Origin of the sequence: Lacticaseibacillus jixianensis, from assembly GCF_003946485.1 — a bacterium.
Taxonomy (GTDB): Bacteria; Bacillota; Bacilli; order Lactobacillales; family Lactobacillaceae; genus Lacticaseibacillus; species Lacticaseibacillus jixianensis.
The window spans coordinates 74,621-88,129 of sequence record NZ_RHOJ01000008.1; the positions used below are offsets into that span (position 1 = coordinate 74,621).

The 13,509-nt window shown below is 55.9% G+C and carries 6 protein-coding genes; 2 read left to right on the forward strand and 4 right to left on the reverse strand.

Translation table 11 applies throughout. The annotated features are described in order from the left end of the window. The first annotated feature begins 96 nt into the window (after positions 1-96). Entirely contained in the window at positions 97-1,893 is a 1,797-nt protein-coding gene (locus EKM85_RS05365; RefSeq protein ID WP_164510674.1) for a sensor histidine kinase, read from the forward strand. Further along, on the forward strand, positions 1,874-3,415 hold the full coding sequence (locus tag EKM85_RS05370; RefSeq protein WP_125585249.1) for a response regulator: 1,542 nt from the start codon (positions 1,874-1,876) through the stop codon (positions 3,413-3,415). The genes EKM85_RS05365 and EKM85_RS05370 overlap by 20 nt, the downstream gene beginning before the upstream one ends. 169 nt (positions 3,416-3,584) lie before the next feature. On the opposite strand, the gene EKM85_RS05375 is transcribed toward EKM85_RS05370, so the two are convergent. The 4 genes from EKM85_RS05375 to EKM85_RS11445 all read right to left on the reverse strand — a co-directional run. Beyond that, a complete protein-coding gene (locus EKM85_RS05375) occupies positions 3,585-4,718 on the reverse strand; it encodes an ABC transporter ATP-binding protein (protein WP_125585250.1) in 1,134 nt (377 codons plus the stop codon). A 490-nt stretch (positions 4,719-5,208) separates the two neighbouring features. Next, positions 5,209-6,183: a glycosyltransferase family 2 protein gene (locus EKM85_RS05380; RefSeq protein WP_125585251.1), complete on the reverse strand. Its 975-nt coding sequence runs from the start codon at positions 6,181-6,183 to the stop codon at positions 5,209-5,211. A 417-nt stretch (positions 6,184-6,600) separates the two neighbouring features. Continuing rightward, positions 6,601-8,262 (reverse strand): LPXTG cell wall anchor domain-containing protein, encoded by a 1,662-nt coding sequence (locus EKM85_RS05385; protein ID WP_125585252.1) that lies wholly within the window; start codon positions 8,260-8,262, stop codon positions 6,601-6,603. A gap of 12 nt (positions 8,263-8,274) precedes the next feature. After that, the coding region (locus tag EKM85_RS11445) for a collagen-like domain-containing protein (RefSeq protein WP_164510675.1) at positions 8,275-13,509 on the reverse strand (5,235 nt) is incomplete at its 5' end.

Genomic DNA, 13,509 nt, shown 5'->3' on the forward strand with positions numbered 1-13,509 from the left:
CGCAAAGTTGAGCCGATGTCGGGAAAGTGCAAGACATCCTCGGGTTTAGACAGACGTAATGATTTTGAGAGCGCTATACTTATGGTAAAGGACTCAATGATGATAGGAACAGTCTGGCAGATCCTCCCGTACGGCGTGGTCTCGGGCCAGACGCGAAGGAGCATCATGCCAGAAAAAACGATCCAGGGTCATTCAATCAACCAATATCTGCGTGTTCTGACGGCCAGCCTGGTCATCGTCTGTGTGGTCAACATTCTCTTGATCATTGCGACCATTCAAACCACCAGAAACGAGCGCCTAGAGCGCTTGGAAAGCACCATTGGCATCTACCTTGGCGACGTGGCAACCAAGTTCAAGGCCATCGACCACTTCATGGATTACTCAGTCGTCAACGAAAGCAGCCTTAAGGAAATGGCGCCGATCGACCCGAATGCGAACAGCGTCGCCTTGATCAAGCCGCTGAACCAGTTTCGGCAGCGGGTCTTCGACTTCCAGTACAACACCGGGAAGGCCTATCAATTTTTCTACTACTCGCCGCAAACTGGGTACTTCACCAACGTCTCCTCACTGCAGATGGGATATGATCCCTACCTTAAACTGAAGAGTGCCCTGATCACAGGTTGGGCCACGCAAACTAAGATCGCCGAAGAGCCGTGGCGGCAGGTCAAGATCGATGGCACGTACTACCTGTACCACGAAGTAAAATATGAGGGGGTCGTTTTATTTTGCACCGTTAAGGCCAGCGCCCTGACCCACCCGATTCAGACTCAGTACCTGGCCAACGCTGATCTGGCCTACATCCGCCTGAACGGCCACGATCTGGTGAATCGGCAAGATCCGCGGTACCGCCGGCGCAACCTCAGTCCGAACCACTTCATTCACCAAAACGATGACAGCCAAACCCTGCCGTTCACTTTTAACGTCGTCGTCAACCGGTTCGGCCGCACCGAACAGTTCACCCTGATTCAGCTGATGCTGATGACATTGACGATGATCATCGGGATCGCGGCCATGTTCGGCGCGTTCTACCTGTGGCGGAACTTCGTGGTCCCCCTGCGGACCTTCTCATCAACGGTCACCTTACTGCAGCAATCGCCAAACACCGCCAGCATCCAGAACTCGCGGATCAAGGAACTAGAAAACGTCAACCATCAGTTCCACACCTTGATGCAGCAGGTCAGAAGCCTCAAGGTCTCGCTTTACGAAAAAGAGATCCAGCAAAAGAAGACGCAGATCCAGTTCATGCAGCTGCAAGTGCGGCCCCACTTCTACCTGAACATTCTCACCACGCTGTACAGCATGCTCCAGATGAACCAAACCGCGCACATGGGGGAGCTGATCCTATCGGCCACCCGCTACATGCGCTACCTGCTCAACGCCGGGGCAGAGCTGGTGCCGCTGAGTCAGGAGATCAGCCACGTCAACGACTACCTCAACATTCAGCGGATCCGGTACGGCAACGACGTGATTCAGGTCGTGCTTGACATCGCGCCGCAGACCAAATGCTACTTGGTGCCCCCGCTGATGCTGCAGACGTTCGTGGAAAATTCAGTCAAATACGCCGTCTCCTTTGATCGCCAAACCAAGATCGAGATCACGGCTAAGACGATCCGGAATCAATACGGCGATGTGCTGGCGATCCACATCCAGGATAATGGCCCGGGTTTCCCTAAGGACATCCTGGACGCCCTGACCAAATCACACCTGATCGCGTTAAACGAGCACCACATCGGCATCAACAACGTGATCAACCGCCTTGACCTGCTCTTCAATCAGAGTTATCAGTTGACCATTGGCAACCGGCCAGAAGGCGGTGCCTACATCGATTTGACCCTCCCTGTTCAGCAGGCGGTCAAGAAGGGAGAACTGACAGATGAAAGTACTCTTAGTTGATGATGATCGCTTTGTCCTGAATGTTCTGGAGCAAACCATCGCCTGGGGCAAGCTGGGCTTTACGGACGTTCTGCAGGCGGCCAACATGCACCAAGCCCAGGCCCTGCTCAAAAGCACGCCGATCGACCTGGTGATCTCAGACATCGAGATGCCTCAGGGCTCCGGGCTCGACCTGCTCGAATGGTTGCGCCACGAGCTGAAAAGCTCGGCGGAGCTGATTTTTCTGACCAACTACGCGGACTTTAATTACGCCCAAAAGGCCATCGAACTGGGCAGCTTTGATTACTACCTCAAGCCGGTGATCCCGGACACTTTCACCACTGTGCTGAACAAAGCCATCGCCAAGATCCAGGCCAAAAAACAGACTGCCGCCCGCCGCGCCCATCCCGCCCTCACCGCGGCGGCCTGGCACCGGCTGCTGAACGGGCAGGAAAGCGCCGAGACGGCGGCGCAGTTAGAAGACAGCGACCTGCTGCCGGTCATTGTGCAACCCGAGCGCGGCAGCAAGGTCAGTGCCTTGCACCTGCGGCTCAGCGACGGCCAAGAAACGTTTGGGACCCCGGCCTTTACCCCTGCGTTCGCGTTTCCCGACAACAATCACCGGCTAGTGCTCCTGCTTAAAACGCCCAAGACGGCCACCACCGCGACCAGCGCGATCACGAGCCTCGTGCCCCTCGGCCAGGCCCTGCGGGAGGCGCTCAGCGATGAGCATACCAACTTTACCCTGTTTATCGGCACCCTCACGCCGGCCAAGCAACTTGCCGCGGTTTACCAGCAGCTGACCTTGATGGTGGCGGAGCTGGCCGTTCACCGCAACAGCATTCACTTTCTCAGCTTTTACCACCACCGGCAGATCGACTACTTGGAGCCGGATCTGCAACTGATCAGCCAGCTGATTGGCAAAAAAGCCGGGAAAGAACTTCACGACTACTGTCAGCAGTACCTGCAAACCTGCCTGACTGAGCAGCGGCTCAACCGGCGGACGCTGCGCAATTTCCGGGAGGACTTGCTTCAGCAGATCTACGTGGAACTGCAGCGCCACAACGTTCAGGCCCACAAGCTATTCTCCTCGCGCGAGTACCAGAGCCTCTACCTGGATTCGCTCAACAACCTCGAGATCATGTTCGACTTCATCGATTATGTCACGGCCAGCGCATTTTCCTACGCCGAATTTGCGGACTCCAGCATCAGCGTTGCACAGCGGCTGCAAAAGTACATCGACAGCCACCTGGGCGACGACCTCACGCGCGAGAGCCTGGCGGAAATTGTCTACTTAAACCCGGACTACGCGGCCAAGCTGTTCAAGGATGAATTTGGGCTTTCCATTAACCATTACATCATCAACCGGCGCATCGCCGTTGCCCAGCACTTGATCGTGACCGACAACCGGCCGATCAACCAAATTGCCGAGTCGCTGGGTTACACCAACTTTTCCTATTTCACCCGCCTGTTCAAGCGGGAGGTCGGCCAAACCCCGATGGCGTATCGCCATCAGCAGCGCGCCCTCCAGTCACCCGTCTAAAGGCCTTGCGTCGCGGGGAGCGCACTTAGCCCCCACCAGTTCCAGCCCACGCAAAAGCGGTTCCCTTCGTAAGTTGAAGAGAACCGCTTTTCGAGTGCATCATTGCGTTTACGGCCAGCCAGGCGGGCTTTGCCACCCCCGGCTTAGACTGCCGGTAATCCCTGCTGAGCTAGGACATCGCCTCAATCGGGATCGGCTTATCGACGATCGTCATTTGGGTATCTTTGTCAAAGAAGTGGGCCTTGTTGATGTCAAAGCCGACCTTAACGTTGTCGCCAGGGTTGTGGAAGTCGCGCGCGTTCACGTTGGCGACGTACTCCTCGTCGTCCGTCTTCAGGTACAACTGCTCGGTGGCGCCCAGCAGCTCTGAGACCACGACCTCAGCGCCAACGACCGCGTCCGGCCAGGTATCCAGGAAGGCCTGCTCGGAGTGGATGTCTTCAGGGCGGACCCCAAAGATGATCTCCTTGCCGTTGTAGCCCTGGTCATCCAGGATCTTGGCCCGGCCTTCCGGCACCTTCATGGTGATCTTCTTGCCGTCGGAAACCACGCCGTCCTTGTAGGTCACGTGGAAGAAGTTCATCGCCGGGCTGCCCATGAAGCCCGCCACGAACATGTTCCGCGGGTTTTGGTAGACCTCAGCCGGCGTGCCGATCTGCTGGATCTGGCCAACAGACATGACGACCACCCGATCGGCCAGCGTCATCGCTTCGGTCTGGTCATGGGTGACGTAGATCGTCGTCGTGTTCAGGCGGCGGTGCAGCTTGGCGATCTGGGCCCGCATGGAAACCCGCAGCTTGGCGTCCAGGTTAGACAGTGGCTCATCCATCAGGAAGATCGGGGCGTCCCGCACAATGGCGCGGCCCAAGGCAACCCGCTGGCGCTGACCACCGGACAGGTCCGCCGGCTTGCGCTGCAGGAATTCTTCTAGGCCAAGGATCTCGGCGGCGTTGTCGACCCGCTTTTTGATGTCCTCCTTGCTGTAGTGACGCAGCTTCAGGCCAAACGCCATGTTGTCCGCCACGGTCATGTGAGGGTAGAGGGCGTAGTTCTGGAACACCATCGCGATGTCGCGATCCTTCGGGGCCACGTCGTTCATGACCTTCCCGCCGATGACCAGCTCGCCCTCGGTAATGTCCTCAAGGCCGGCGATCATGCGCAGCGTCGTGGATTTCCCGCACCCAGACGGGCCAACGAAAACAATGAACTCGCGCTCCTTGATGTGCAGATCAAAGTCCTTGACGGCGTAGTCTTCACCGTCCTCGTAGCGCTTGTATAAATGATCTAGATCAATTTCAACCATCAGTCTAATCCTTCTCTCGTGATAAACTCTCAAATATGCAATCCATAATTTGAAATCGAAAAAACTGTGCACGAATACGGCTTGACTTCAGGTGCCAGCCGCGCCCACCTCACCGGTGAGTTCACAGTGCTCAGTCAATTCGATCCAGTTTATCAGTCCCCATGTCTTCTGTTATCCTACACTTTAGGAATAATTGCAAGCGCTTCAAGCCGCGGGCTGCTCCGCCTGCAGTCGAGTCAAGGCCGTTATTCATCAGCGGGCTGGCGGCTCGTCGGGGTGATCGACAGCGGTGCAGCGCCATTTTGGGGCATGTGAATCAAGCCTGACTGGACAATTGACGCATTCAAAATTTAACCCCGTCGTTTTTCGGCCGTGTCTGGCCGCCAGCAGGACAAATCAAAAAAACAGAGCCAACCACGGTGCGGTCGACTCTGTCTGACTGGCTGGATTGTGCCAGCGCGTTAGAACAATTTACCATCAGCGGAAAGCGTTACGCAAACTCAGCGGCCGCTGGGGCCGAGACGCGCGCGGTCAGCGGTGAGACCCGCTGCAGGTACGCCGCAAATCGCGAGGGCTCCGCATTCCACGGGGCGGTTGCCGTCGTATCTGTGGCCCGCAGCCGATCAACAAATGCAAGGATCTGCGGCCACTCCGCCGCGTTTTCTGACGCCAGCTCCGCCATTTGCGCAGTCATTGCCGGCTCCCGTCCGGCCTGGGAGTAGAACCGCACGATCGTTTGCGCCAGCGTCTTCAAGTACTGGTCCGGGGCCAGCGTCCGCAGCTTGAACAGGTACCGGGTCATCATCCGCACCCAGTCAAGCTGCAAAGTTGCCGGCAGCGGCGGGAGCACCGCATCCGAAACCGTGCGGCCGAGAAACTGCACGGTGACGGCGTGATCCAGCTGCTGCGGCGACTTGGCGACGGCCTCGACCAGCCGCCCAACGAAGGGTTCCGTGTACGGGCCAAAATCTTCAAACTGGATTCGGTTTTGCATCACCAACGCCCGGTCCACGAACCGCCCGGCCAGCAGGTGCGAAGCCGTTTCGACTTGATAGTTGAAGGTTCGATCCAGCTTCATCTGCTGGCGCATGAGCAAGCCGGAGATCATTTGCGTTTCCGGATGAGCGGCCATCGTCGCGAAGACTTGCTGCAGCACGTCGATCGAGTTGAATTGCATATTGGGCCCAAGAAAGGCGACAAAGCGCCCCGTCGCCAGCATCAGCCCCTGCTGAAAGGCCACTGGCCACGGCCAGATTTGGGCCGGCTTGATGTACCGGAACGTAAGGTGGTTGAACACCCGCAGCGGTTCCAGATCATCAAGTTGATACCGGCCATTATCGATCAGCAAGACCTCGATTTGCCGAAAGTCCACGCCCAACTGATTGTTGATGGACGAAAGCGGTACCGCCAAATCATGAACGTCTGCCGACTCGACCGCAATGATGAGACTTAAAGTTTTGCTCATTCCTATTCCTCCAGATTAGTTAACTGCTGCCCAACCGCGCGTAACGGTGCCAGCGCTCGCCGCCCCGTGCAATTATCTTGCTTAGCCGAACGTTTCCGTCATTGTCCATGCCCGATCAACGACTAATGCGAAGCCGCCCCGTTGGCTACTTCCAGCGCCTTACCGCGTGACCAAATTTCACTCTGATCCTCGGCTGAAAGCGTCGCCACGTATTCAGTTTACCCCTATCCGTGTCAGGACAGAAGAAGACGCAAGGAATTTCGGCTAACTTTGGCATACCATTCGTGCTAAGCCCGCTTATCGCGCGGATTGCCGATGCAGTTCTCATTTTCGCCGGGTACTTTTTTTGCAAAAACAAGCTGGCCGTCTCGGTCACCCGAGGCACCCAGCTTGCCTGCCGCTCACTGCGTTATGCGCCTAATACAGTGGATCATCATCCGCATCGTGGCGCTTCTTGACGACCGCGAATGCGGCTAGCGCATCCAGCATAGTCAAGCCAACCCCGACAAGTACGGCACTACCATCTTCCGCCTCGCCAGTTTCCGGAAGCACGAGACGCTCGTTGACTCTGCCGGTTGCGGCGAGCGCCGCCGCAGGGTCAGCAGCGGAACCAGCGCCACCGCCTATTGCCAGCTCACCAATCGCAGATTCTGGATCGCCCAGAACCGCTTCTGAGCCTTCAGTCTGGTGGCCCGCTGGCTGCTCGTCAGATTCAGCAACCGGAGAACCGCCAATGCTGCTCTCGTTAGTGGTCGTGAGAACCCCGTCAGGGCTGCCCCCGATGCTGCTCTCATTGGTTGTGACGAGGGTCCCGTCGCTACCATTGGTCCCGGTCTCGTTAGTCGGCGTCGTCGTGGTGGTGCCACCGCCGTTGCCGCCATCGGTCCCAGTACCGTTCGTCGGCGTCGTCGTGGTCGTGCTGCCACCGCCGTTGCCGCCGTCGGTTCCAGTACCGTTCGTCGTCGTGGTCGTGCTGCCACCGCCATTGCCGCCGTCGGTTCCAGTACCGTTCGTTGGCGTCGTCGTGGTGTTGCCACCGCCATTGCCGCCATCGGTCCCGGTCCCGGTCGTTGGCGTCGTGGTGATGGTGCCACCGCCATTGCCGCCGTCGGTCCCAGTGCCGTTCGTTGGCGTCGTCGTGCTGCCACCGCCATTGCCGCCGTCGGTTCCAGTCCCGTTCGTCGGCGTCGTGGTCGTGCTGCCACCGCCATTGCCGCCGTTGGTCCCAGTGCCGTTCGTTGGCGTCGTCGTGGTCGTGCCACCGCCATTGCCGCCGTCGGTCCCAGTGCCGTTCGTCGGCGTCGTGGTCGTGCTGCCACCGCCATTACCGCCGTCGGTCCCAGTACCGTTCGTCGGCGTCGTCGTGGTCGTGCCACCGCCATTGCCGCCGTCGGTCCCAGTACCGTTCGTCGGCGTCGTCGTGGTCGTGCCACCGCCATTGCCGCCGTCGGTCCCAGTGCCGTTCGTCGGCGTCGTCGTGGTCGTGCTGCCACCGCCATTGCCACCGTCGGTCCCAGTACCGTTCGTCGGCGTCGTGATGGTAGTGCCACCGCCATTGCCGCCGCCGGTCCCAGTGCCCGTTGGAGTCTGGTTGTTATCCGGTACTGGCACAGTGCTGATCGTCTGCTCACTGCCATCGTTGCCGATGATGTAGAAGACATACGACTTGGTCCCATCCGGGTTGGCGACGATTTTGACTTGCGGAGTCTGACCCGGTTCACCCTGGTCACCCTTATCGCCCTTATCACCGTTCTTAACGGTATAGTCAGTGCCGTTAAGCGTGAAGGTCCAGCCGTCGACATTGCCATCGGCGTCGGTATGTGGTGCAACCGTTGGGGTCTGACCATCTTTACCATCGGCCGGTGCCGGGACCGTCCCTACCAAGACCTTTTCGCCAGCCTTGTTGATGTAGAAGAACCGGTAACTCGTGACTTTGCCATTAGCGTCAGTGACTGGCTCGACTTGCGGCGTCTGGCCCGCTTCACCGTCCTTTGGTGCTTGGACGGTACCGACCGTCGTTTCCTTGCCGTCTTCACCAACCACGAAGAATTCGTAACGCGTGGTGCCGTCCTCGGCCACCTCAGCGCGAACTTACGGTGTTTGGCCATCCGCACCCTTCTCGCCTTTATCCACAGTCACCGTCGACCCATCAGAGAAGGTGATCTTGGTATCACCATTTTCATCGATGAACGATCCGGTCACTGTCAGTGGTGTCGCATCCTTACCGTCCTTACCGTCTGTTCCGTCAGCGCCGTCCTTGCCGTCGGTGCCATCCTTGCCGGCCGCACCATCCTGACCATTCTTAACGGTGTAATCAACACCGTTAAGGGTAAATGTGTAACCATCAACATTGCCTTGACTGTCCGTGTGCGGCTTGACCGTTGGCGTTTGACCGTCCTTTGGCGCCTCAACGTTGCCAGTGATGACCTTCTTCCCCTCTTCATCCAGGTAGAAGAAGTTGTAGCTAATGGTCTTGCCATCGTTGTCTTTAACTGCCTCGACTTGTGGCGTCTGGCCGTCTTTACCCGCAGCGCCGTCCTTAGGTGCGTCGACCGTCCCAACTGTCGTTTCATGGCCATCATTATCAGTGACATAGAACTCATAGCTGGTCTTGCCGTCCTCACCTGTGACTGCGCGGACTTTAGGCGTTTGACCATCAACCCCGTCTTTGCCGTCAACGCCGTCCTTACCGTCAGCCCCTTTGGCAACTGTGACTTGCGAGCCATCGGAGAAGGTGATGACCGTGTTGCCAGCGCCATCCGTGATGCTGGTCTTAACCGTCAGGTCAGCACCATTTTTGACGATGTAGTCTTTACCGTTAAGGGTGAAGACATAGCCATCAACGTTGCCATTGCTGTCAGTATGCGGCTTGACGTCTGGCGTCTGGCCATCCTTAGGCGCATCAACCGAGCCCATTGGAACCTTATCGCCAGCCTCATTGGTGTAGTAGAAGTTATAGCTGATGATGTTACCATCACCGTCTTTAACCGCTTCGATCGTCGGCGTCTTACCGTCTTCGCCATCCTTAGGTGCTTGGACCGTCCCAACTGGAGTTTCCTTGCCAGCTTCATCAGTAACGAAGAATTCGTAGTTGGTCTTGCCGTCTTCACCTGTGACTGCACGGACTTTAGGCGTTTGACCGTCAACCCCGTCTTTGCCGTCAGTACCCTTGGCAACCGTGACTTGTGAGCCATCGGAGAAGGTGATGACCGTATTGCCATCCTTATCAAGAGTAGTGGTCTCAACCGTCAGATCAGCACCGTTCTTGACGATATAGTCTTTGCCGTTAAGGGTGAAGACATAGCCATCAACATCGCCGTTGCTATCAGTGTGTGGTGTCACTTCAGGCGTTTCGCCATCCTTAGGCGCGTCGACTGTCCCAACCGGGATTTCTTTGCCATCTTTATCAGTGACGTAGAATTCATAGCTGGTCTTGCCGTCTTCGTCTGTAACTGCGCGAACGTTAGGGGTCTGCGCGTTATCTCCTTTCTGTCCTTTTGGCACAGTGACATGAGAACCATCAGAGAAGGTGATCACTGTGTCGCCATTTTCGTTAATCGTGGAACCAGTGACTGTCAACGCAGCAGCAGCCTTACCATCAGCACCATCTTTACCATTCAGAACAGTGTAATCAACACCATCCAAGGTGAAAATGTAGCCGTCAGTCTTGCCTTCGCTGTCAGTATGCGGCTTAACAGTTGGTGTTTGGCCATCCTTAGGTGCCTCAACATAACCCATGGATACCTCATTACCAGCATCATCGATGTAGTAGAAGTTATAGCCAGTCGTCTTGCCATCATCGTCAAGGATTGGTTTGATCGTCGGCGTCTTGCCATCTTCGCCGTCTTTAGGTGCTTGAACCGTTCCCACTGGGATTTGGTTGCCATCTGTATCGGTGACATAGAATTCATAGTTGGTCTTGCCGTCTTCACCTGTGACTGCGCGGACTTTAGGCGTTTGACCATCCTTACCATCTACGCCATCTTGACCATCGGCGCCTTTGGCAACCGTGACTTGCGAGCCATCGGAGAAGGTAATAACCGTGTTGCCCTCAGGATCAAGGGTGGTGCTCTTCACTGTCAGATCAGCGCCGTTTTTGACGATGTAGTCCTTACCATCGAGCGTGAAGACATAGCCATCAACGTCACCATTACTGTCAGTGTGTGGTGTGACCTTTGGTGTTTCGCCGTCTTTAGGGGCGGCGACGGTTCCGACTGTGGTGTCCTTGCCCTCTTTACCAGTGACATAGAACTCATAGCTGGTCTTGCCGGCTTCATCTGTGACTGCGCGCACCTTAGGAGTCTGCGCGTTATCACCTGTTTGACCTTTTGGCACAACGACATCGGTGCCATCAGAGAAGGTGATCACGGTATCGCCGTTGTCGTTGACCGTGGTGTCGTCCACCGTCAGTGGGGCAGCATCTCTACCGTTAAGGACCGTGTAATCAACCCCATCCAAGGTGAAAATGTAGCCGTCAGTCTTGCCTTCGCTGTCGGTGTGCGGCTTAACCGTTGGTGTTTGGCCATCCTTAGGCGCCTGGATCGTACCCATGGTTACCTTTTCGCCAGCATCATTAGTGTAGTAGAAGTCGTAGCGAATGGTCTTGCCGTTGCCATCAACCACTGGTTCCATGATTGGCGTCTGACCGTTGCTGCCGTCTTTTGGTGCGTCGACGGTGCCAACTGGGATCTCTTTGCCATCTTGACCGGTGATATAGAACTCGTAATCGGTTTTACCATCTTCGCCTACAACTGCCTTCACTTTCGGCGTTTGACCGGCGGCACCATCTTTACCATCTTTGATCGTCACTTTGTTGCCGTCAGAGAAGGTCAACGTGGTGGTCCCGTCTTTGACTTGAGTATCAGTGATCGTGATCGGCTTTGGCGCTTCCACTTGGCCCACCACGATCCGTTCGCCATCGCCGTCGACATAGTAGAATTCGTAGCCAGTGACGTTGCCGTCATCGTCTTTGACTTCTGCCACTTGCGGCGTTTGGCCATCAGTCCCGTTGAGCACCGTGCCCGATGGTTGTCCATTCAGCGTGAAGGTGTAGCCCGTCACCTTGCCAGAGGCGTTGGTGATCGGCGTTACGACTGGGGTTTGACCATCTTGGCCGTTGTACACAGTCTTCACATCTTGCGACCCATCAGCATGCTTAATGGTCAAAATGTAGCCAGTACGCGAATCAGCATCTGTCGGTGTGATGTCAGTCACATCGATCGTATCGCCGTCCTTCGGTGCTTCAAAATCACCTACCTCTTGCTTATCGCCATTACCATCGATGACATAGAACTTATACCCCGTCGTCTTGCCAGTCTTCGGATCAGTGACTGCTTCTAACGTTGGCGCATCGCCTTTATCACCCTTTTCACCCTTAGTGCCGTTGTAAATCGTGATTGGTTCTTGACCCGGATAAGTGATCGTGTAGCTAAGGACATTGCCCTCATCATCTTTGTTAGAGGTGATGACTGGCGCTGTTGCCCCATCGCCGTTGAACAGGTTCTTCGTTTCGGTCGTGCCATCGGCGTGCTTGATCGTGACGGTGTAACCCGTCTTCTTATCGCTATCGTCGGCCGGCTTGTAGTCACTCACCGCAATCGTATCGCCGATTGGCACCGTGCCAAGCGTCGTATCATCACTTGGATCGTCAGGCGTACCGTTATCCAGGTAGAAGATATAAGACTTCTTGTCATCACTCAGTTTCGACTTCGGCGTTTCTGGGACATCCAAAGTACCGACTGTTTCGTGAGTCTGACCGTCGTCACCGATCACGAAGAACTTGTAGCCAGTGGCCTTGCCAGTACCTGGGTCCGTTACCGGTTCAAGCTGTGGTGTCTTACCATCGGCCCCATTGTAGACAGGTGTGCTGCTCTTAGGCTTCCCGTCGCTACCAATGATCTCGACAGTGTAGCCGCCATTTGGATGTTCAGTGTCGCCCTTCAGTGGAGTTACATTGATCGTATCGCCATTCTTACCATCTGCTGGCTTAGCAATTTCGCCAAGCTTGGTGTCGTCTGATGGATCATTTGGCGTACCGTTGTCCAGATAGAAGACATACTTGTCCCCGTCTGCTTTGACCTTTGGTACTTCTGGGGTGTCCACCGTGCCGACAGGCACATGCGTTGTCCCATCCGGTCCAAGCACATAGAAACTATAATGTGTCTTGCCGTCGTCGCCTTTAACAGCTTCAACTTGTGGCGTCTGGCCATCCGTCCCGTTGTAGACAGGCGTGCTGCTCTTAGTCTTCCCATCGCTACCAATGATCTCGACAGTGTAGCCGCCATTTGGATGTTCAGTGTCGCCAGCGAGTGGGGTCACTCTGATCGTATCGCCGGCCGCTGACGGCACAACGCCAAGATCAGTATCGCTACCATCGGCTTCACCACCAGGAATCACGAAGTGGTAAGACGTCGTCTTGCCATCTTCGCCTTTAACAGCTTTGATGATAGGGTTCTTACCATCGACACCATTCTTCACAGTCAAGGAGCCTGCCGGCTTCCCATCTGCCGTGAAGTTATAGGTCGTCGTCCCATCTCCGTTGTCCTTACCATTTGGATCGATTACCGGTGTCGCGCCATCAAAGATGTTCTGAATGTCGCCAGTCGTCCCATCTGAATGGCGCACTGTTACCGTGACGCCGGTCTTCTTATCATCCGCGTTAGCTGGTACATATTTCGTGACTTCAATCGTGTCACTGCCTGGTACGACCCCAAGGTCGGTGTCATCACTGCCATCACCCTTTGGTCCAACAAGGAAGAAGTGGTTGACCGTCTTGCCGTCTTCCGTCACAGGTTTGATCGTTGGCGTCCGGCCATCGACCCCTTTGTCGATCGTTGCGGTGCTGCCATCAGAGAACGTCAGGACCGTGTTGCCTTTTTCATCAGTATCCTGGCCAGTCACACTAATCGAGGAACCATTGAAGACTTGCTTTGGTTCATCTGTTGTCCCATCGGCGTGGTGGACCGTCAAGATGTAGCCGGTCTTCTTATCATCCGCACCTGTTGGTACATAGTTAGTGATACTAATCGTATCGCCAGCTGCTGATGGCACAACACCAAGATCAGTATCGCTACCATCGGCTTCACCACCAGGAATCACGAAGTGATAAGACGTCGTCTTGCCGTCTTCACTTGGTACTGCCTTGATTTCAGGACTCTTACCATCGACACCGTTCTTCAGAACACCGACAGGTTGCCCGTTGATGACGATGTTATAGCCTTCGCCAGTTTCCTTGCCGTTTTCGTCCTTGATTGGATCCAACGTTGGTGTTTCGCCGTTGAACAGATTCTTAGATTCAGTATTCCCATTGGCGTGCGTGATCGTGAC

Excerpts from the sequence above, each read along its gene's own strand:
- EKM85_RS05365 (WP_164510674.1), top strand. The coding sequence starts at position 97 with ATGATGATAGGAACAGTCTGGCAGATCCTCCCGTACGGCGTGGTCTCG.
- EKM85_RS05370 (WP_125585249.1), top strand. The coding sequence starts at position 1,874 with ATGAAAGTACTCTTAGTTGATGATGATCGCTTTGTCCTGAATGTTCTG.
- EKM85_RS05375 (WP_125585250.1), bottom strand. The coding sequence starts at position 4,718 with ATGGTTGAAATTGATCTAGATCATTTATACAAGCGCTACGAGGACGGT.
- EKM85_RS05380 (WP_125585251.1), bottom strand. The coding sequence starts at position 6,183 with ATGAGCAAAACTTTAAGTCTCATCATTGCGGTCGAGTCGGCAGACGTT.